Source organism: Gracilimonas mengyeensis, assembly GCF_900182705.1.
Lineage (GTDB): Bacteria > Bacteroidota > Rhodothermia > Balneolales > Balneolaceae > Gracilimonas > Gracilimonas mengyeensis.
In genome coordinates, this window is sequence record NZ_FXTP01000001.1 from 72,072 (window position 1) to 92,027 (window position 19,956).

At 43.2% G+C, this 19,956-nt stretch carries 20 protein-coding genes; 6 read left to right on the forward strand and 14 right to left on the reverse strand.

From position 1 onward, the window contains the following. Positions 1–69: 69 nt before the first annotated feature. Entirely contained in the window at positions 70–561 is a 492-nt protein-coding gene (locus FN815_RS00335) for a DinB family protein (protein WP_142452603.1), read from the forward strand. A 167-nt stretch (positions 562–728) separates the two neighbouring features. On the opposite strand, the gene FN815_RS00340 is transcribed toward FN815_RS00335, so the two are convergent. The 7 genes from FN815_RS00340 to FN815_RS00370 form a co-directional block, all read right to left on the reverse strand. After that, positions 729–1,769 (reverse strand): GMP reductase, encoded by a 1,041-nt coding sequence (locus FN815_RS00340; protein WP_142452604.1) that lies wholly within the window; start codon positions 1,767–1,769, stop codon positions 729–731. A gap of 72 nt (positions 1,770–1,841) precedes the next feature. Next, positions 1,842–2,699, reverse strand: a complete 858-nt coding sequence (locus FN815_RS00345) for an HAD-IIA family hydrolase (protein WP_185957117.1) — start codon at positions 2,697–2,699, stop codon at positions 1,842–1,844. A 1-nt stretch (position 2,700) separates the two neighbouring features. Next, positions 2,701–3,744, reverse strand: a complete 1,044-nt coding sequence (locus FN815_RS00350; RefSeq protein ID WP_142452605.1) for a protein kinase family protein — start codon at positions 3,742–3,744, stop codon at positions 2,701–2,703. 19 nt (positions 3,745–3,763) lie between these two features. After that, positions 3,764–5,122 carry a glutamine synthetase family protein gene (locus tag FN815_RS00355; RefSeq protein WP_142452606.1) on the reverse strand — a complete coding sequence of 453 codons (1,359 nt, stop codon included), beginning with the start codon at positions 5,120–5,122 and terminating at the stop codon, positions 3,764–3,766. A gap of 126 nt (positions 5,123–5,248) precedes the next feature. After that, positions 5,249–6,736, reverse strand: coding sequence for a class I adenylate-forming enzyme family protein (locus FN815_RS00360; RefSeq protein ID WP_142452607.1), 1,488 nt, complete (start codon positions 6,734–6,736; stop codon positions 5,249–5,251). 5 nt (positions 6,737–6,741) lie between these two features. Then, positions 6,742–7,815, reverse strand: coding sequence for an o-succinylbenzoate synthase (gene menC, locus FN815_RS00365; protein WP_142452608.1), 1,074 nt, complete (start codon positions 7,813–7,815; stop codon positions 6,742–6,744). Next, positions 7,815–8,702 (reverse strand): 1,4-dihydroxy-2-naphthoate polyprenyltransferase, encoded by an 888-nt coding sequence (locus FN815_RS00370; protein ID WP_142452609.1) that lies wholly within the window; start codon positions 8,700–8,702, stop codon positions 7,815–7,817. Before FN815_RS00370 ends, menC begins: the two co-directional genes overlap by 1 nt. A 284-nt stretch (positions 8,703–8,986) precedes the next feature. Between FN815_RS00370 and FN815_RS00375 the strand changes: the two genes are divergently transcribed. The 4 genes from FN815_RS00375 (at position 8,987) to FN815_RS00390 (ending at position 11,692) form a co-directional block, all read left to right on the forward strand. Continuing rightward, entirely contained in the window at positions 8,987–9,997 is a 1,011-nt protein-coding gene (locus FN815_RS00375) for a glutamine synthetase beta-grasp domain-containing protein (protein WP_142452610.1), read from the forward strand. Between the two features lie 175 nt (positions 9,998–10,172). After that, a complete protein-coding gene (locus FN815_RS00380) occupies positions 10,173–10,517 on the forward strand; it encodes a tRNA-binding protein (RefSeq protein ID WP_142452611.1) in 345 nt (114 codons plus the stop codon). A gap of 73 nt (positions 10,518–10,590) precedes the next feature. Then, a complete protein-coding gene (locus FN815_RS00385; protein WP_142452612.1) occupies positions 10,591–11,049 on the forward strand; it encodes a DUF2141 domain-containing protein in 459 nt (152 codons plus the stop codon). 97 nt (positions 11,050–11,146) lie between these two features. Then, positions 11,147–11,692 carry a hypothetical protein gene (locus FN815_RS00390; protein ID WP_142452613.1) on the forward strand — a complete coding sequence of 182 codons (546 nt, stop codon included), beginning with the start codon at positions 11,147–11,149 and terminating at the stop codon, positions 11,690–11,692. Here the strand turns inward: FN815_RS00390 and FN815_RS00395 are convergent. From FN815_RS00395 to FN815_RS00425, 7 genes are all read right to left on the reverse strand, one after another. Beyond that, the gene (locus FN815_RS00395) at positions 11,676–12,002 is read right to left on the reverse strand and encodes a hypothetical protein (protein ID WP_142452614.1); all 327 of its coding nucleotides are present in this window, start codon (positions 12,000–12,002) and stop codon (positions 11,676–11,678) included. The two genes, FN815_RS00390 and FN815_RS00395, sit on opposite strands and share 17 nt — an antisense overlap. Then, positions 11,999–12,643, reverse strand: a complete 645-nt coding sequence (locus FN815_RS00400) for a SatD family protein (RefSeq protein ID WP_142452615.1) — start codon at positions 12,641–12,643, stop codon at positions 11,999–12,001. Before FN815_RS00400 ends, FN815_RS00395 begins: the two co-directional genes overlap by 4 nt. Before the next feature lie 176 nt (positions 12,644–12,819). After that, positions 12,820–13,200 carry a PH domain-containing protein gene (locus FN815_RS00405; protein ID WP_142452616.1) on the reverse strand — a complete coding sequence of 127 codons (381 nt, stop codon included), beginning with the start codon at positions 13,198–13,200 and terminating at the stop codon, positions 12,820–12,822. 87 nt (positions 13,201–13,287) lie between these two features. Next, positions 13,288–15,270 carry an alpha-ketoacid dehydrogenase subunit alpha/beta gene (locus tag FN815_RS00410; RefSeq protein WP_142452617.1) on the reverse strand — a complete coding sequence of 661 codons (1,983 nt, stop codon included), beginning with the start codon at positions 15,268–15,270 and terminating at the stop codon, positions 13,288–13,290. 25 nt (positions 15,271–15,295) lie between these two features. Beyond that, the gene (locus tag FN815_RS00415; RefSeq protein WP_142452618.1) at positions 15,296–16,270 is read right to left on the reverse strand and encodes a deoxyhypusine synthase family protein; all 975 of its coding nucleotides are present in this window, start codon (positions 16,268–16,270) and stop codon (positions 15,296–15,298) included. Beyond that, positions 16,267–17,127: an agmatinase gene (gene speB / locus FN815_RS00420; protein WP_142452619.1), complete on the reverse strand. Its 861-nt coding sequence runs from the start codon at positions 17,125–17,127 to the stop codon at positions 16,267–16,269. Before speB ends, FN815_RS00415 begins: the two co-directional genes overlap by 4 nt. Beyond that, entirely contained in the window at positions 17,120–18,526 is a 1,407-nt protein-coding gene (locus tag FN815_RS00425) for a type III PLP-dependent enzyme domain-containing protein (RefSeq protein WP_142452620.1), read from the reverse strand. The genes speB and FN815_RS00425 overlap by 8 nt, the downstream gene beginning before the upstream one ends. 227 nt (positions 18,527–18,753) lie before the next feature. Between FN815_RS00425 and FN815_RS00430 the strand changes: the two genes are divergently transcribed. After that, complete coding sequence (locus FN815_RS00430) at positions 18,754–19,923, forward strand: CDP-glycerol glycerophosphotransferase family protein (protein ID WP_142452621.1); 1,170 nt, start codon at positions 18,754–18,756, stop codon at positions 19,921–19,923. Positions 19,924–19,956 lie beyond the last annotated feature (33 nt).

The following is a 19,956-nucleotide window of genomic DNA, read 5'->3' on the forward strand; positions in this document are numbered from 1 at the left end:
AGAAAAATGGGTTGATAAGAGGTTTCATATAGACGTTCTTGGAAAGAAAAGAAGAATAAAATTCACACCATGGAAAACTCAGACGACTTACGAACCAGAAATCAGCTTGCCGATCAACTGGAAGGCGGACAGGCTTTTATTCCTGTTGAAGATTTGGTGGAAGAGGTAGAATTTGATGAATTGGGCCTACGTCCGGCCGGACTGCCATACTCTTTTTACGAGCAGTTTTTTCATCTCCGTGTAGCGCAATTTGATATCCTAGATTTCTGCCGTAATCCTGATTACGAAGCGCCAGCCTGGCCCGAAGAATACTGGCCGGTAGATTTTGCCCCGGAAACTGAAGAAGACTGGGAAGCCTTAAAGAAAAGCTTTTTTGACGAGCGCCAGGAATTCATCGAATACCTGCTTGATCAATCAAATCCGCTCTATAAACCAATTCCCCATGGAGACGGACAAACTTTGCTGCGTGAAGCAATGCTGATTCTGGAACACTCTGCCTACCACATCGGGCAACTGGCAATTATCACTCGTCTTCTACAACAAGAGGACGACTCTCTGTAAAAAGCATAAAGTTGCGTAGGACGGATAGATTTATCCGTCCATTAAAAAATTCTTTACTTGCAATGGTCGGGTAAGTCTACCCGACATACGTTCCTCCATTAAAAACCTGTTATGATCCGATAAACCTGCGTCATCCGTGTTCTATTACAATGTGCTCATCGAAAACATCACTCAGAAAACATCTCGTTCAGCTGTTCTTGTACACGAATAAAGGTAGTCCGTTTGGTTAGCTCTTTTAGCTTTTTGGCGCCTACATAGGTGCAGGTAGAACGCACACCTCCCAAAATATCCTGTACCGTTTCTTCCACAGGACCACGATACGGAACTTTTACAGTTTTGCCTTCAGATGCCCTATAATCGGCTACACCGCCCGCATATTTCTCCATGGCAGTTTCAGAACTCATGCCGTAGAATAGTTTAAACTTTTCGCCATCTTCCTCTACTAATTCTCCGCCGCTTTCCTCGTGACCGGAAAACATGCCGCCCAGCATCACAAAATCGGCACCGCCGCCAAAGGCTTTGGCGACATCGCCTGGAGACTTACAGCCGCCATCAGAGATAATTTGTCCACCAAGACCGTGAGCGGCATCCGCACATTCAATAATGGCAGAGAGTTGAGGAAAGCCAACACCGGTCTTGAGACGGGTAGTACAAACCGAACCCGGTCCAATGCCTACTTTGATGATATCGGCCCCGGCCAGCAGCAGCTCTTCCACCATCTCGCCGGTTACCACATTACCTGCAATGATAACCTGTGTGGGGTACTTTTCGCGCACTTTTTTCACGAATCGTACAAAATGCTCTGAGTATCCATTAGCTACATCAATACAGATAAAGCGCAGCTGGGGAAATTCCTGCATCAGTTTGTCCAGCTTGTTCATGTCCTCTTTGCTGGTGCCCGTACTTACCGCCAAGTGTTCGGTGATTTCATCGCTGGCAGAATCCATGAATGTCTTCCAGTCGTCTAAAGAGTAGTGCTTGTGGATGGCCGTAAACATTTGATTTTTGGCTAAAGCCTTTGCCATCTCGAAAGTTCCGGTGGTATCCATATTGGCAGCCATAACCGGCACACCGGTCCAGTCTTTTTTAGCGTGTAAAAACCTGAAGGTTCGCTCCAGAGACACGTCGGAGCGTGACTTAAGGGTAGAACGCTTTGGACGTATCATTACGTTTTTAAAGCCAAGTTTGATGTCTAATTCAATGCGCATAAATAGTAAAAGTTGAAAACGTTGGGTTGAAAATGTTCACAGTGATTGATTCGGCCATTGTCTGCATCAGTATTATTTCAAGATAGAATCACAAATGTAATCCGGGATAATGCCCGAAGAATTAATCCAGAGCTCAGCATTGTCGCTGCGGGTGTTACCTGAAAGCACCAGCATGGTTTTCAGGCCAAATTTGTTCCCGCCCAGAATATCGGTACTCAGTGTATCGCCCACCATCAAAATATCGTCTTTATCATACTGCTGTTTGTCCCGATTGATGTGCTCGTAGGCATAGTTAAACATCTGGGTATCGGGCTTCCCAAAGTGGATGAACTTTTTGCTCAGCATGCTTTCACAAAGCTTGGCAATACCACCGGTTGCCACCGATACATCATTTTTGTTCACGGGATAATATTTATCCGAATTGGCTACAATCACCGGTACCGTCTTGCGGCGCAGAAAATTTACCGTGGTGTCGATATCGTAGTTCCAGTCAAAGCCCTCATCATCTAAAAAAACGAAGGCACTGATATCTTCAATGTTTTCAAGATCGATATCGCGCACGGCAATGTGTTTGAGGCCGGATTGGAGGATATAATCCGCGGAGTTCTCGGTACCCAGGTAGGCAATTTTTCCATCTTTAATTTTATGCGATAAAAATTGCTTGGCCAACATCCCGGAAGTGATGACTTCTTCCACATCGAGATCCTTGAGTCCAAGCCGGTCAAATACCTCCACCTGCTGTTCCTGGCTTCGTGAGGCATCATTGGTAAGTACCCGAAATACGATGCCTTCACCCCGCAAAAAAGAGATGGTCTCAGCTACGCCATCAATCAGGCCTTTGTGGTTTTTAAGTACTCCGTAAGAATCCAGGAATACTACTTTGAAATTTTTAGCAACAGAACGAAATGAGTCGATGCGTGAGGAGATCATGTTAGAGATTTAAAGCTTTTAAAAGGGGTTCAGGGTCAAATTTTTCATCCAGTTCGGGGAGGTACCGGTCAAAAGCCTCTTTCTGAAGTTTGGTGGCAAACAGCTCGTGAAAGAAGTACTTGCCGTATTTAACTACGTAATTCAGAATAAAAAAGCGATAGGCTTCTTTCAAAAAACGAATTTCATTTTCGGTAAGGGGATATTCTTTGTGATAGGCTTTCAGAAAAACAATGAAACGGTCTTCCATCACTGGGTCGATGTCGTAAGAGAATACGGTTCGATCACCAACATTTGAGGATATACGAGCAAAAAAGTAAAAGTCGATAATGCGTGAACTCATCCGGAACCAGTCATAATCCCAGCGGGAGAACAGTTTTAGCTGCGGAGTCACTGAGAAGTTGCCAATATTCCAGTCCACAAATACCGGGATGGTATCCATGTCATCTGCTCCCAGTTTCTCCATGTTTTCAAAAAAGAGATCACTGTGCTTTTTGATGAGATCTTGATGCAAGCGGTACTCATGTTTACCATAATCCGTTTCCATAATCTCCAGCAGGTGTTCGATATCAACCTGTAGGGTTTTGGAGGAGGCAGGAAGGGTATTCCGGATAGTGTTGCAGGATTTATGAAAACGGGCAAATTCCTTTGCCAGTTTTTGAATTTGTTCTTCATCGAGGCGCTTGGGAAGCTTGCGCTTAATTTTGATCGGTCGATAAAACACTACCCAGGCGTCAATCACTTCATCGGTATGGCGATGAACAAACAGAGAATTCTCTTTAACCAGCGAACGGGCTAGAAAATTTTCAAACGGATCGGGGAGATTGTTTGACAGAGAATTAATAATGGTATGATCTTCAACAAAGTGTTCAAACTTTCCGAAATAGGACAGCTTGGCTATGATGATATTTCCATCCTTAAACGTGACACGATACACGTGATTGGTAGAAACCTTGGCACTAATATCGGTAATGGTGATGATGGTCCGGGTAGGATCGTAGGCCTGCCAGGCTTCTTTCACAATCTCATTAAAATCAATAAAAGACATAAAGTTAGGTAGGTGTTGATTAGATTATTTCAAAATAGCGATTTAATTCCCAGTCGGTAACGGCTTTTTGATACTGCCGCAACTCCCATTCCCTGGTTTTGGCTAAGTGTCGGGTGAATTCCTCCCCGAAAAGTTCAGCTGCGATATCCGAACTTTTCATGAGCTGGATGGCTTCATCCAGGCTTCTAGGCAGGGGACGGTTGATTCCATTGTCGTATTCATTGCCTGTTGTTTTTTCTGTATCCAGGGATAGCTGATGTTTGATGCCATACAAACCGGATGCAAGGCTGGCTGCCATGCTCAGGTAGGGATTGGCATCTGCTCCAGGCACGCGGGTTTCAAGCCGCATGGATTCTTCTCCGTGATTGATGACTCTAAGGGCTGTTGTTCTGTTTTCAATACCCCAGCTGGCAGAGGTAGCTGCCCAGGAACCCGGTACCAGTCGTTTATAGCTGTTAATGACAGGAGCGTACATCGGCATGATGTGAGGCATACAGTGCAGTTGACCTGCTATATACTGCTCCAATAATTCACTAATCTGATCTGAATTCTTATCCTCAAAAAATAGATTCTTATCAGCGTTTTCATCCCACAAGCTTTGATGAATGTGTCCGCTGCAACCGGGAAGTTGTTCATTCCATTTGGCCATAAAGCTGGGAATGATCTGGTGCCGGCTGGCAATTTCCTTAACACCGGTTTTAAATAATACGGCGCGATCTGCTGCTTCCAGAATATCGGAGTAAGTAATGGCTGCTTCATATACGGCATCTCCGGTTTCGGTGTGAAGACCTTCCAAAGGCACCTCAAACCTTTCAAGCAAGTCGAAGAGGTCATTGAAGTAGTCACTGTTTTGGGAAGCCCTCAGAATGGAATAGCCAAACATGCCAGGCGTCAAAGGCTGTGGCGATTTGTATTGCTTCTCCTTCAGGCTATCCGGTGTCTCCCTGAAATTAAACCACTCGAATTCATTAGAGAAAAGAGGGGTGTATCCCATATCCAGGCTTTGCTGGCGTATGGTTTTCAGCAGTGTTCGCGGACAAACTTTGCCGGCATCTTCGGATAGATGAAAATCGGCAAGGAAAAAGGGGATGTCATTTTCCCAAGGAATTCGCCGAAGCGTACCAAGGTCGATGGTAGCCATTGAATCAGGAAAGCCCGTATGCCAGCCTGTGACGTCATTTTCGTCATACACGGCATCATTTATATCCCAACCAAATATGACATTGCAAAAGCCAAGATTGCCCTCGGCAGCTTTAGAAAATTTTTTGAATGAGATTATTTTCCCCCTTAAAACTCCATCAATATCCGTGACGGCCAGTTTAATCTTTTTGGGGGCTGAAGCTTTTAACTGTTCCAGAACCTCTTTTTTTTGTTCCATTATGGTAGCATAAGTGTGCAAATGAGACGCTAAAGCTAACCAAAGCCAGAGACATTTGAGAAGGAAAATTTAACCTGATGAAAAAGCCGGATAGAGGTAGGCAGTAACGAAGCTTATGAAGGCTACTTACTTAAATTTTTTAACAAGCTCCCAGCGCTTCACTTTGCCAGTTGCAGTAAGGGGAAATTCCTGTACTATTTTTAATTCCCGGGGAATTTTAAAATCGACCAGGGTGTCTTTAAGCTGGCTACGGACGTCAGTTAATTGCGGAGTTTCCCCATTTTTGAGGGTGACTACAGCGGTCACTTTTTGTCCCCATTCCTCATCGGGCAGGCCAATTACAACGGCATCTTTGATAGTACCAATTTTGCGTACCGCTTCTTCTACTTCGGTGGGGTTTACATTTTCTCCTCCGGTGATAATCAGGTCCGTACGGCGGGATTCAATAAACAATTGTCCAAACCCATTGAGATGCCCGTAATCGCCGGTATTAAACCAGCCCTCATTATCAAATCGTCCCTCATTCTGAGAAGGATCAAGGTAGCCGTCAAAAACCTGAGGGCCACGCAGCCATAGCTGTCCGGATTGATTCTTGCCAAGTGCTTTGCCATCATCATCCCGCACTTGAACAACATTGGGAGGGAAGGGTTTGCCCACGCTTTTCAATGGAGTGTACATGCCGGAAGGGGCCAGCATGGGATTGGCTACAATTTGTGCACAAGTTTCGGTCATGCCGTAACTAGCTACAATGGGAATGCCACGTTCTACCGACTTTCGGATCAGGTTTTCTGAACTTGGGCCGCCTCCTAATAAAATGGATTTGAACTCGTGGTGGGTATTAAATAGCGGATCATCCAGCAAACGCTTTAACATGGTGGGTACCAGTGAAGCAGCCTGGAAACGAGGGTTTTCACTTAAAAACTCTTTAACCATTTCCTCATCAAATTCTCCCAGGCGATATACGGAAGTTCCGTAAATAAGAGACCTAAGGATGATAGAGATTCCGCCGATGTGATTTAGCGGCAGGCAAAGCAGCCAAAAGTGGTTTGGGTCCGGACGAAAGTTAAGGGCAGAAGCTTCTGCAGCCGATATCATTTGCCGGCGCTTCAGCGGTACAATTTTTGGCTTGCTGGTAGTTCCTGAGGTAAAGAAATAACCAAATAGTTGCTCATCGCTTATTTCTTCCGGATCAGGCAGAGTAACGTGACGGACATCCTGAGTAAATGCATTGAGGAAAAAATTCTCATCCAGCTTTACCACATTCGGGTAGTCGAGCCGCTGACGGTTTGCAACATCACAAAAAATGAGTGAAGGGTCGAGACGGTTTAGATATTCTTTAAGCTCGGATTCTTTTGTTTTGGGACTGATGGGGGTAAAAGGGATTCCCAATTTCCAGCAAGCGGCAATAGAAAAGAGCAACATATCGCTGGATTCCGAAATGAAGACTACAGGGCGTTCAAAGTTGCCTTCTGTCTTTGTATCTACTAAATCCTTAAAGAAGGCTGTAAAGCGGTTCAAATCATTGTATGTGTACATACCATGCTGAGAAGAGAGAAAAACATCAGGGCTTTCCTTCTTTTTGAACTCAAACTTATGTAAACGTGATTTGAACATTTCTCTTAAAATTTTTCAAGTCCCTCTGAATGTACGAAAATTCCCAATCCTGGAGCGTCAGGAAACGATATTTTCGGTTGATTTATCCATTTGGCCAGTGCCGGATCATTTTGCAATAAAGGTCCGGTTAAAAGGCCGTGTGCATGATTTGTACTACCACATCCGCCGGCCAATGCTGCAGTTGCTGCCCGGCCGATTCCGCTCTCCAACAAGGTGGTAAAAACCATCTTTATATTATGAGTATCGGCATTTTCTTTTGTTACATAAGTTTTTTTATAAGATCCCAACAACATGGGCTTGATTATAAAGATGTCAGCGATTTCATTTTCGGCAAAATTGACAACGCTTGAGGCATTTACAATAGACTCATCAGCTGCTATATCAACATCTACTTTGGATGAAAAATTCAAATGCTCCGGCCATAAGTCAGGAGATAAAGGTTGCTCACAATATTCAATATTGAGCTTTTGTAGCGCATTCAGATTGTCCCGGGCCTCTTCAGGACTCCAGCTGCCATTGGCGTCAATACGCATTTTGATAGAAGGAAACTGTTCTCTCAGTTTTTGTAGTAATATTCTTTCCCTTTCAAAATCCTGACCTACTTTCAATTTGAGTGTTTGGAAACCTTCCTTTACAAGCTTTTTTGCCTTTCCTATTGTTTCCGAAGTTTTACCAATAGGCAGTACCGCATTTACTTTGGGGTGATGATATTCTTCGTCAAAAAGATAATTTACCAGTGGTTTCCCTTCTCTTTTGGCCTCCAGGTCATGGATCAATGTATCAAAACCAAAGCTGAGGGAGGGAAGCTGGTGGATTTGATCAAGCATATTCAAAATGTCACGGCCATTTGACTCCATCAAAGCCTGGTTCATGATGTCCCGGTTAAGCTTAAGAACCTCTTTGACCTGCTGTAGGTTTTCTGAGGAAAAACCGGGCAGAGGAGCAGCCTCACCGTAAGCTTCTATCTCGTTTTCTTCATCCCTAAAAACAAGTATAATTCCTTTCCGGTGATGGAGTTCAAGTCCAGCTGTCCTAAAAGGCTTGGTAAAGGGGATTTTGTATGTATAAAATGAAAGCATCAGTTTAACAGGATACCTGCTGAAAATAACACTCCAAACAGAACCATGAATTTAGCGGTGCGTTCAAGCATAGGATTTAGTTGGGTTTTATCTGTTTCCGTCCAGATGCGATATACATAATAAGCTGCCAGGGGAAGGGAAAGAAAGGGCAGCATAATCCATGTTTTATACTGAAGCTGTACAAGAAAATGAGGGGGAATAGCAAAGGCTAGTACTACCATGAGTAAATACTCTAACTTCAATGCAGTTTCCCCAAATAAAACCCCCAGAGTTTTTTTACCGGATTTCTTGTCCTGTTCCACATCCCTGAGATTGTTTACCACCAGAATGTTTACACAAAGTCCACCGATGGCAAGAGAAGCCCAGAATGAGGCCCAAGACCATTCCAAGGCATTGACATAATAGGTGGTCATCACAGCTACAATGCCAAAAAAGATAAATACGAACAGATCTCCAAGGCCATTATATCCCAGAGGAAAGGGGCCTCCGGTATAGAGTACGCCGAAGATGAGGGATAAAATCCCAATAAGTAAAACAATCCATCCGGCTGCCCAAACAAGATACAATCCCAGAAAAAAAGCCAAAGCCATGGTAATGATGGTCGCATTCAGCATTTTTTGGGGAGATACCAAACCGGCTGCGGTTGCCCTCCTGAAACCAATGCGTTCATCGGTATCAGAGCCTTTTACAAAATCAAAGTAATCATTGGCAAAATTGGTGCCTATTTGGATCAGTACAGCACATATCAAGGCCACGATGGTATTGGTGAGATTGAAGGCTGAATCATGGAAAGCGAGGGAGGCCCCAACCAGTACTGGCACGATCGCGGCAGGTAGGGTTTGCGGTCGCGCGGCTTCAATCCAAAGGGCTGTTTTCGTAGTATTCAAAGCTTAATTATGTTGTTAAATCTGCAGATGAATTAAAACAAAGATAGCAGTTTTAGCCAAGGCTTAAAAAATGAAGTAGTGGTGAGGATGAGAAAAAATAATTTAAGTTTGAATTGTTATGGAAGCGGTTGCAATCAAAGTAATTAACGTTTTATCGAAATTTTACTTCATTATTTAAATAGGGATATTAAAATCACTAAATAATTTGTGCATTTCAAAAAAAGTACATTATATTCTGCCTGTCTAACTTTAAAGAACACCAAACTCACTTACTTATTACACCTATGGCTTATTCTAAACTCGAGTATATATGGCTTGATGGTTTTAAACCAACCCAACTATTAAGAAGTAAAACTAAAGTTGTTCACGATTTCAGTGGCAATCTGGAAGATTGTCCAATGTGGAACTTTGATGGTAGTTCAACAGATCAGGCTACCGGAGATTCTTCTGATTGTTTGTTAAAACCAGTAGCTATTTTCCCTGATCCAGATCGCAAAAATGGCTATTTAGTTATGACCGAAGTTCTGAATGCTGATGGCACACCGCACGAGACCAACGGTCGTGCAGCTATTGATGATGATAGCGATGACTTCTGGTTCGGATTTGAGCAAGAATATTTTCTGCATGATCCTGAAACGGGACGACCTCTTGGCTTTCCTGTAAATGGCTATCCTGCACCTCAAGGCCCTTACTATTGCAGCGTAGGCGGACAAAGAGCATACGGACGTGAAATTATCGACGAGCATTTAGACTTATGCCTGGAAGCTGGCCTCAATGTAGAAGGAATTAACGCAGAGGTAGCCGCAGGACAATGGGAATTCCAGATTTTTGCCAAAGGTGCACACAGTGCCGGCGATCAGATTTGGGTAGCCCGTTACCTTATTGAAAGAACTGCTGAGAAATATGGATTGGCTATCGACTGGCATCCAAAACCACTGGGAGACACTGACTGGAATGGTTCTGGTATGCATGCCAACTTCTCTAACGGTAAGATGAGAGACGAAGGCGGCGAAGACTACATGAAAGAAGTTTGTGAAGCTTTTGGAAACTTCATTCAGGAACACATCGATGTGTACGGTGCGGATAACGATCAGCGATTGACTGGTAAGCACGAAACACAATCGATAGACAAATTCAGCTATGGTGTTTCTGATCGCGGTGCTTCCATCCGTATTCCTGTAACTACTGTTGAAGATGGCTGGGTAGGACGCCTCGAAGATCGTCGCCCTGCATCCAACGCAGATCCATATAAAGTTGCCGGACGAATTATTAAGACTGTTAATTCAGTTTCCTAATTGAGCGCAATATTTATCAAGCTAAAAGCCCCGTTTTCACTTGAAGGCGGGGTTTTTTTTATGCTTAAAAATTTTTTGAGAGATACTTTTTAATACTGCTTGGCTTTGAAATGCTGTTTATATTAGTGGCCAATAGAATTAAAAATGAAAAATATAAGTTAAACTCGAACCCATTTTGAGTAATAAAGAAATTTCATGGTCCGATTTTGAAAAAATAGACCTGAGAGTTGGAACGGTTATAAAAGCTGAGCCATTTCCAGAAGCGCGCAAACCAGCCATAAAACTTACTATCGATTTTGGTGATGAAATTGGAGTCAAAAAGTCATCAGCGCAGATTACAGATTTGTATACGCCCGAAAGTCTGGAGAATAAACAGGTGATTGCCGTAGTTAACTTTCCACCCAAACAGATTGGTCCTTTTATGTCAGAATGTTTGGTGACCGGTTTTCCGGATGAAGAGGGAAGAGTGGTACTTGCAGTGCCCGATCAACAAACAGCAAATGGAACCCGATTGTTGTAGTTGGCTATATGTTATAGCAAGCAAACTGATTAAAGCTTGCAGCAACAATTTTATTATTGAATAACGAATATTTATGAGAACTGTATTTTTACTGACATTTTTTATCTCAGTCCTTTCATTAGATATTTTAGCACAAGAAATATCTTACCCTGATTCTATGAATCAGCAAAAAAAAGCGGAATTTAGTTTGGTCATCTCTGGCATATCCGAAGTTGAGGGTGAATTAAGAGTGGCTGTTTTTAATTCAGAAGAAGCCTATTCAAAAAAAGAAAATCCTTTACATGCTGTGGTATTAACGGTTGATAATTCTGAGTTAACCTGGAAACAGGATTTGCCCTATGGGGAATACAGCATTGCCGTATATCACGACAAAAATGAAAATGGTGAACTGGATACCAATTTACTCGGAATTCCTAAAGAAGCTTATGGATTTTCTAACAACGCCCGGGGACGTTTCGGACCAGCAAAGTGGGATGATGCCATGATTTTGGTAAACCACGAACAAGAAAAGACCATCATTTCCTTAAAATAGTTCCTGGAGCCGGTAGTCTCACATCTTAATGTGAGGTTTCTTTTTTGTTTAATTGGATACTTTCTTTAGTAAAACAAAATTAGAAAACCGGTGAGATATGAAACGATTAGTTTTGATTTGTTTTGTAGCGGCCTTTCTTCCTGTTACAGCAACATATGCTCAGACTTATTTGCAGGTTCGTTCTCAGATTGTTCCTCCGGGCGAAGGCTATGACATAAAAGAAGAAATTCGAGAGATGAAGGAGATCTCGGCATTGATTGACCGCTTTATTAAGTATACCCAAAATGAAGATTGGGGTAAAGCTGAAGAAGTTAAAAGGTCAATATTGGTGCGCATGAGAGATGAGATCCAGCATACTAAAATTAAGCTTCACGATGAACAGCGCAAAGCTGAGAGGGGAGAATCTTTGGATGTTTATGTACGTGATGAAGACGGCGGACCTGAAAGGGTAATTAAGAATTATGATTTAAAGCTATTCAAACAACGATTACAGGATCAGGAAGATATTTTCAGAAAGTTGGCAGCTTTGCATCTTGATTCCCCTTCCAACAAATGGAAAAAAGCCAAAGAGCACGAACAACTCATGCTCTTGTTCGAAGATACCTTAAAGGAAGAAATCCAGCAGCTCAAAAGCTGGCAGTGAAGTGTTTGATGATAATGGCAAAGAGAATAGCAGTCAGTAAAGAGATGAAATTTCCAATCAGGAAATAGTCGTTAGATATTTTGCTGTTTTTTTGAAAGCGGGTGCCGATTTTCAAAGCCCCGAAGGCGATGATGACCTGGGGGTAGCCATATATCAACCCAACGATGAGTAACAGCCGCTCCAGGATTCCTTTGAAAATTGAAACCCGGCGGTTTTCCTGTGATTTCATTCGTTTGCTTACCACATGAAATACCCCGTTGATCAATGCTTCCATCAACAGATAAGTAAGAAAAAGCCATAGCGAAATCATGATTCTTTGATATAGGTAAACAGGAATTCTTTGAGCAGATTATACTCATTTATCATCAATGTTTTTCGGCGTTTCCATATTTGGTCCCGGTTTTTACCGTGCTTCTCGCCTACTTCGGCATTGTTTTCGTTTTCTATCATATCAAGGATCAGGTCGTAATCGTCTTGCTTCCAGGATAAGATAAGGGAATCCAGCACTTCAAAAAGGCGGGTTATTTGCTGGGATTGAATGGCATCAGCCAGCGCAAATTGAAACCGTTTGCGGCTGCGTTTTTTACTGCTCAGTAGTTTTCGTGCTTTAGACAGGCCGGGGCCCATCATCTCGTAGGCAATGTCCGGGTTGATATCTGTTTCAATTTCCCCGTAATGCACTACATAGTGCAGCTTAAAACCGTAGGATTGGCGGAGACACTCTTCTTCGCAGAAAAACAAGGTTTCAATGGCGGTTTGCAGGGAGTCAGGAATGCCCTGAAATTCGTCGCCCAATGTAACAGTGTAAGGAGAGAGCAGGCGGTCTTCCAGCGATTCATTGCATGACTTGGTAAGGGCCTTCAGGTTCTTTTGCAATGGTTTGGAGTGGTAGTCTGTACTGGAGACTACATCGCCCATCAAAATATATTGCTTATTCTCTGCTTTAATCATGGTTGCCGGTTTAGTGGAAGATGTACTAAACTACATAAGTTTCATTAAAAATGAAACAATATGTAATGTTTCAAAAATAATGAAACATAAAACTTTGTTTCAGAATATTTAAAACAAGCTAAAATTCAATCACTTATAATAAGTAAAGGTTTTGAGGGGGAGATTCATCAAAGAACTTACCCAAGAGCATATTTTGCCAATACTTTCTGTACATCATAGATGTTTACTTTTTTACTGAATTGGCGGGTAATGCTGGGGTGCTGTTCGCTGGAGATCCAGATTTTAAGCTCGGCTTCCAAATCAAAATGCCCGGAGCTTTCAATACTAAAGCGGGAGATGCTGCCGTAAGAAACAGATAGATATTCTACTTTATTGCCAGTGAGACCTTGTTTATTGACCAGGATTAGCCGTTTATTGGTGAAGATGAATACATCCCGAACCAGTTTAAAGCCAATTTCAATGTCTTCGGATTCTGTTAGCAGCTGCTCATATTCTTGCTGTAATTTTTCTGGTTCAACCGTTCCGGCGTTGCCTAATAGTCCAGAGAATAATCCCATAGCGTGTAATTTGAGTTATTTGTTAATGGTTATTAGTATCAGGTCAAGATTAAGATATTGGGTAAACACCGTAAGATTGACAGCACATTAGTATCTAATAAGCCTTTCTATTTTTTCGGATAGCTTCCTATCGGCCATAAAACCGGCTTCCAATCCCTTGTCATGGGGGATAGGCATATCAAGAGAAGCGCAGCGCATTACGGGGGCATCCAGCCATTCAAAGCATTCTTCGGAGATAATGGCTGATATTTCGCTAAGCGGACCTAAAGTTAATGATGGCTCCTGAAGCAGTAACACGCGACCTGTTTTTTGGACGGTGGCTTTGATGGCTTCCTTATCGAGGGGAAGAAGGGTACGAAGGTCCAGAATTTCAATGGACCTTCCTTTTGATTCAAAAGCTCCGGCGGTTTCCAAAGCCCACTGCACGCCCATACCGTAGGTGATAATAGTGGCATCTGTTCCTTCCCGCCGTACTTTGGCTTTACCCAGTGGCTCAAAGTTAGCTTTGTCGGGGATTTTCGCTCTAAGACTTCGATAGAGTTTTTTATGCTCGAAAAAGAGCACGGGGTTGGGATCATAAAGCGAGCCATAAAGTAGATTCATGGCATCTTCAACGGTTCCTGGTACTACAACTTTCAAGCCCGGAACCTGCATAAACCAGCCTTCCACAGATTGTGAATGGAAAGGTCCGGCCCCTACACCACCGCCGTGTGGTGCGCGGATGGTGATATTTAATGACGGAGACCAGCGATACTGAGACTTAGCAATGTTGTTTACAATCTGATTGAATCCACAGGAAATAAAATCCGCAAATTGCATCTCAACCACCGGTTTAAAGCCTTCGAGCGACAGTCCTAAGGCGGCACCCAAAGCTCCGGATTCAATGATGGGCGTATTGCGAATGCGTTCTTTCCCGAACTGATCCAGAAATCCTTCCGTAATCTTGAATACACCACCATATTCGGCGATATCCTGCCCCATGATCAGAAATGAGCTGTCTTCTTCAAAAGCTTGTCTCAGGGAAGCCTGAATAGCATCTACAAAGCGGTGTTCATAGGTCACTCCATCTTTATGAGCTGGAATTTCTTTTGAGGTAGGAGTATAGACCCGGGCCAGTTCTTTAGATTCTTCAAACACAGGATCATCAGCATCCAAGGCTTTTTCGAGATCTTGCTTGAAAGACTGATCAATTTCTTTGGTTACTTCTTCAAGCTCAGCCTGGGTAAATAATCCTTCTGATTCGATGTAAAGCTCAAATCGGTGGATAGGATCCTTTTCAGCCCAATCTTCAAATAAGTTATCCGGTACATAATGGGTTCCTGAGGCTTCCTCATGACCGCGCATCCGAAAGGTTTTAGCTTCAATCAGCACCGGTTCGCCTTTTAAGGCAAGCTCCCGTGCCTGTCCAACGGTTTTCATAACCTCAAAAATGTTATTTCCGTCAATATGGAATCCGTGCATTCCATAACCTTTGGCACGATCGGAAAGGTGCTCGCAGGCATATTGCTCGGAGGTAGGGGTGGAGAGCCCATAGCCGTTATTTTCAATAATAAACACCACCGGAAGCTTCCAAACTGCGGCCAGGTTTAACGCTTCGTGGAAATCTCCTTCGCTGGTGGCACCATCTCCACAAAATGAAAAAGCCACAGCCTTCTCCTCGCGCAACTTCATAGCCAAAGCGAGCCCGTCTGCTACCGGCATCATAGCGGCAAGATGGGAGATCATCCCAATGATTTTATGTTCCGGGATGCCAAAGTGGAAAGAACGATCCCGACCCTGGGTAAAACCGTCGGCTTTACCAAATAACTGGCAAAAAAGAGGGTATAGGGGCACATTTCGCGCCGTAAAAACTCCCAGGTTACGATGCATGGGCAGAATGTAATCTTCCGGCTCGGAGGAAAGCGCCACGCCAACTCCTACGGCTTCCTGACCTATCCCTGAAAACCATTTGCTGATTTTATTTTGACGGAGCAACATCAACATACGTTCCTCAATTCTTCTTGGAAGCAGAAGATTTTTATAGAGGTAAAGCGCCGTTTCTGCAGATATCTTTTTCTCGGTGATGGCCACGCTGAAGTCCCAATTTATTCAAAGGTTACCAGCCCAACAGATACGCAAAAATTAGCGGAGCTACAATAGTTGCATCCGATTCTATGATAAATTTAGGAGTATCGATGCCAAGTTTTCCCCAGGTGATTTTCTCATTGGGTACGGCACCGGAGTAAGAGCCGTAGCTGGTGGTGGAATCACTGATTTGGCAGAAATAAGACCAAAGGGGGGTATCGGTCATCCCGAGATCCTGCTCCATCATCGGCACCACACAAATAGGAAAATCACCGGCAATACCTCCACCAATCTGGAAAAAGCCAACGCCGTTTTGAGAGTTGTTTTTGTACCAATCGGCCAGAAACATCATGTATTCAATCCCGGATTTTACAGCTGAAGGTTGTGTCTGTCCTTGTATACAATGTGAGGCAAAGAAATTACCACAGGTTGAATCTTCCCAACCCGGTACAATAATGGGAATGTTCTTTTCAGCAGCGGCAAGCAACCAGGAATCTTTAGGATCTATTTGATAGTCATCTTCCAAATCACTACTTAAGAGCAGATCATAAAAGTATTCATGGGGAAAATGTCGTTCGCCTTTTTCTGTAGCTTTGACCCAACGTTTCACCAGGTGATCTTCAATCCGCCGCATGGCTTCTTCTTCAGGGATGCAGGTATCGGTTACACGATTAAAATGCTGATCGAGCAGTTCCTGCTCGTCCTCAGGACTCAAATCTCGATAGTTAGGAATGCGTTTGTAATAATCATGCGCTACCAGGTTAAACACATCTTCCTCCAGGTTGGCTCCGGTGCAGGTGATAATGTGCACCTTATCCTGCCGAATCATTTCGGCCAGCGACAATCCCAGCTCACCCGAGCTCATGGCCCCGGCCAGGGTAATCATCATCTTGGCGCCCGAATTTAGTTGATCTTCATACGCTTTGGCAGCATCCACCAGGGAGGCTGCATTGAAATGACGAAAATGATGGGTGATAAAATCAGAAACAGGTCCTTTGTTACTCATGAATTCGCAAATTTATAGCTTAGCATTTTATAGTAGAGTTTAGCAGCCAAAAACTGGGGAGCGCTTAGTCCCTCGATGGGAGCCAGTTCAACGATGTCAAAGCCCAGTACATTTTTTTGTTGAAATACTTTTTTGAGGTACCGGGTAACAGTGTACCAATCCATTCCACCCGGTTCCGGAGTTCCGGTGGCCGGCATGATGGAGGGATCAAACACGTCCAGGTCTACAGTGATGTACACTTTGTCACTTATCTTAGAAAGGGAGTCTTCCATCCAGTCGGTTTTGCCATGGATGTCTTCGGCAAAATAGCATTTATCACGATCCAGAAATTCAAGTTCGCTGCTGTCCATGCTGCGGATGCCTACTTGCACAAGGTTGGCGTTTTGAGAGGCATCATATACCGCACAGGCGTGATTGTAGGGGGAACCGTGGTACTCGGGACGTAGATCGGTATGTGCATCCAGCTGCAGAATGGTGATATCAGGGTGTGCCTCGTAAAACGCTTTAATGATACCAATGCTGATGGAATGTTCACCTCCAAAGAAGGTGAGAAATTTATCTGTTTTCAATAATTCCCGGGTATTTTCATATACAGACTCGAAAACAGCTTCCGGGGAAACTTCTTCCAGGATGGGATCTACAATATGAACTCCTTTTTGATAAACTTCACTATCGGTTTCGATATCGTAGATTTCCATATTTTCAGCCGCATCCAGGAAAGCTTCAAAGCCTTGATCTGCGCCTTTGCCCCAGGTGCTGGTGCCGTCGTAGGAGATAGATTGCAGGAGCACATTGGCATTTTTAAACTGATTGTGATCGCCTTCAATGCCGGCAAAAATTGGGTTGGGTTTAGTCATTGTATCCTAAAATATTTAACATGTTGTCGACGGTCTGTTCTTCGCGATATACAAAATCGAACAAGTTGCCATCTTCGTCTTTATCTACCACAATGTGTTTTGGAGAAGGGATGAGGCAGTGCTTGATGCCGCCGTATCCGCTTATGGAATCCTGATACGCCCCGGTGTGGAAAAAGCCAATATAGAGAGGTTCCTCATCAGTATCTTCATAAACAGGCAATAGAACTTGCTGGTTCAGTTCCTCTGAGTTGTAGTAATCTGAGTGATCGCAGCTGATGCCGCCAATATTGACCCTCTTGTACTGATTTTGCCATTTATTGAGCGGCAGAAGGATGAATTTCTCGTTGATGGACCATGCATCAGGGATGGTGTTCATAAGGCTGTTGTCTACCAGGTACCAAAGCTCTGTATCGTTTTGCTGCTTTTGCTCCAGCACTTGAAAAATAACGGCCCCGCTTTCACCCACCGTGTATTTACCAAATTCGGTGTAGATATCAGGTTCTTCTACATTGGCATCTGTACAGGCCTCTTTAATGTTGCTTACAATTTCATTGGTGATGTACTCATAATCAAAATCAAAATTGAGGCTGTTCTGTATAGGAAAACCGCCGCCAATATTCAGGGATTTTACAGAAGGAGCGATTTTCTTGATGTTGGTGAATTGCGAGAGCGCTTTCTTAAATTCATTCCAGTAGTACATGGTATCGCGTACACCGGAGTCCACAAAAAAGTGGACCATGACCAATTCTACTTTGTCATTGCCGATAATTCTTTCCTGAACAAAATCTAGTATCTCGCGCTTGTTAATTCCCAGCCTAGAGGTGTAATAAGCCGCCTGAGGATCTTCTTCAATAGAGATACGCAAGCCAATTTTTATGGGCTCATCCGTTTCAAGTTCTTCCAGCTTATCCAGCTCCCTTGCATTATCCAATACACAAATCGAATTTTTAAATCCCTGCTTAACCAACCGGCCAATTTTTTTGATGTAGTCATCGGTTTTGTAGCCGTTATGTACAATGGTTTTATCTTGATTAAACACGCCCTTATTGTACAGGTTTTCAATCAGGTCGATATCAAAAGAAGAGGAAGTTTCCAGCGATACATGTTCTTTCAAAGCAGTGCGCACCACATGATTAAAGTGACAGCATTTGGTGCAGTAGCAAAACTCATAGTTCCCTGAATAATTATTTTTAGCAATGGCCTGGCTAAAATAGGTCCTCGATTTCTGAATTTTCTCTCTGATTTTTGGAAGGTAAGAAAGCTTAAAAGGAGTCCCGTGTTTTTTAATCAGCTGCTGTAGGTCTACTTGATTAAAATTCAGGGTACCGTTGACCAATTCAAATCCATTTTGTGGAAAATCATAACTCTGGTCAATAAGTTCGTAATAGTTGTTCTTCATTAAGCCGGGACAATGAGATGGATTAAAAGTGACTGTTGTTAGCGTAGGATGGAAGAGAACAAATATAAAAGATAATTGGCTATTATTTTAATTCAGTGAGTAATTGCCTCATTGACTAAATCACTCAATCAATAATTCAATTCCTCACTTACACCAAAAGGTTTTAGGTGAGTGATGTATTTCTTACCTTCAATGCTTCTTAAGGACCTGCAATTGAGAATCCGTATATGAAAATATTGATCTACGCCACCACCTTTGGCGCAGACTTGCTTAGCTTCACTAAATATCTGAAGGATAACACCGATACGGAAGTAAAGGTGCTGCTGGAAGATGTGGATAAGTTTAAAGCGGAAGGAATTTTTGATTTTTGGGATTTGGATATCGAACTCCATAATACCAACAATATTACGCTATTACGCGGTATAAAAGGCTTTACCCCGGATGTTACCATCATGGATAATAATATTCCGCTGCGGAAGCTTAGTCCCAAAGCGCTTATTCTGTGGCATGGTTACGGATGGAAAGGCCCCAACGATGAAGAAGAATTCAAGTGGATTCACCGTAACCTGCGGCTTACCTGGGGCAATATGAAGGAGCCCAATGAGGACATCAAATGGCAGTGTTTTGGCCCCGTTGATTACAAGCATCGCTCGGAAGTAAGCGGATTTCACCCCAAAAACTGTTTGCAGTTAGGTTCTGCCAGCCATGATTACCTGCAGCAGGAGGTGCCTAAAGAGGATTTACAGCCTTACTATCCTTTTGATGTAGTGAACAAGAAAACCGTTTTGATTGCACCTACCTGGCATTACGGGGAAATTTTTTCGCATTGGGGAGATGAAGATCAATTGTTCAATAAACTACTCACGGATCTAAAAGAGCGTGATGTAAATGTGATTCTGCGATTGCATGATTCATTTCGGTTTGAGCATCACTACCTGGAGTTTCTGCAAAATTTGGAAACCAAGTACGATAACATCCTCCTTAAATTTAAAGATCATCACCCCGATAATTTTCTGGATTTACAGGTGGCTGATCTGTTGATGACCAACTTCAGCAGTATTGCCAACCTCTTTTATGCTACGGGGAGGCCCACCGTTCATATTTACCCGGTCAAGAGTAAGGATGAATCCTTTATGTGGCTCAATAAAACCTTGTTTGGAATCAAGAAGAAAAAAGTAGATTCCATTAAATTTATCTGGAAATATCCGCCGGAAGATAATGGAGGAATGCTGGCTCGCAGTTTTGAAGAAATGATGGAACAGGTGAAAACGGGCCTTGAGAACCCGGATTGCTGTAAAGAAGAAGCCCAGGAGTATCTGGATAAGCACATGATGTCGGCCGATGGCAAGAATTGTGAGCGAATTTGGAATGCCATCAATGAACTTGTAGATAACTAATATAAACTTCACATTAGGTTCAAGTTTTATGTT

What these genes read in the sequence shown, in the direction of transcription:
- FN815_RS00335 (WP_142452603.1), top strand. Translation starts at nt 70, where the DNA reads ATGGAAAACTCAGACGACTTACGAACCAGAAATCAGCTTGCCGATCAA.
- FN815_RS00340 (WP_142452604.1), bottom strand. Translation starts at nt 1,769, where the DNA reads ATGCGCATTGAATTAGACATCAAACTTGGCTTTAAAAACGTAATGATA.
- FN815_RS00345 (WP_185957117.1), bottom strand. Translation starts at nt 2,699, where the DNA reads ATGATCTCCTCACGCATCGACTCATTTCGTTCTGTTGCTAAAAATTTC.
- FN815_RS00350 (WP_142452605.1), bottom strand. Translation starts at nt 3,744, where the DNA reads ATGTCTTTTATTGATTTTAATGAGATTGTGAAAGAAGCCTGGCAGGCC.
- FN815_RS00355 (WP_142452606.1), bottom strand. Translation starts at nt 5,122, where the DNA reads ATGGAACAAAAAAAAGAGGTTCTGGAACAGTTAAAAGCTTCAGCCCCC.
- FN815_RS00360 (WP_142452607.1), bottom strand. Translation starts at nt 6,736, where the DNA reads ATGTTCAAATCACGTTTACATAAGTTTGAGTTCAAAAAGAAGGAAAGC.
- menC (WP_142452608.1), bottom strand. Translation starts at nt 7,815, where the DNA reads ATGCTTTCATTTTATACATACAAAATCCCCTTTACCAAGCCTTTTAGG.
- FN815_RS00375 (WP_142452610.1), top strand. Translation starts at nt 8,987, where the DNA reads ATGGCTTATTCTAAACTCGAGTATATATGGCTTGATGGTTTTAAACCA.
- FN815_RS00385 (WP_142452612.1), top strand. Translation starts at nt 10,591, where the DNA reads ATGAGAACTGTATTTTTACTGACATTTTTTATCTCAGTCCTTTCATTA.
- FN815_RS00390 (WP_142452613.1), top strand. Translation starts at nt 11,147, where the DNA reads ATGAAACGATTAGTTTTGATTTGTTTTGTAGCGGCCTTTCTTCCTGTT.
- FN815_RS00395 (WP_142452614.1), bottom strand. Translation starts at nt 12,002, where the DNA reads ATGATTTCGCTATGGCTTTTTCTTACTTATCTGTTGATGGAAGCATTG.
- FN815_RS00400 (WP_142452615.1), bottom strand. Translation starts at nt 12,643, where the DNA reads ATGATTAAAGCAGAGAATAAGCAATATATTTTGATGGGCGATGTAGTC.
- FN815_RS00405 (WP_142452616.1), bottom strand. Translation starts at nt 13,200, where the DNA reads ATGGGATTATTCTCTGGACTATTAGGCAACGCCGGAACGGTTGAACCA.
- FN815_RS00415 (WP_142452618.1), bottom strand. Translation starts at nt 16,270, where the DNA reads ATGAGTAACAAAGGACCTGTTTCTGATTTTATCACCCATCATTTTCGT.
- speB (WP_142452619.1), bottom strand. Translation starts at nt 17,127, where the DNA reads ATGACTAAACCCAACCCAATTTTTGCCGGCATTGAAGGCGATCACAAT.
- FN815_RS00425 (WP_142452620.1), bottom strand. Translation starts at nt 18,526, where the DNA reads ATGAAGAACAACTATTACGAACTTATTGACCAGAGTTATGATTTTCCA.
- FN815_RS00430 (WP_142452621.1), top strand. Translation starts at nt 18,754, where the DNA reads ATGAAAATATTGATCTACGCCACCACCTTTGGCGCAGACTTGCTTAGC.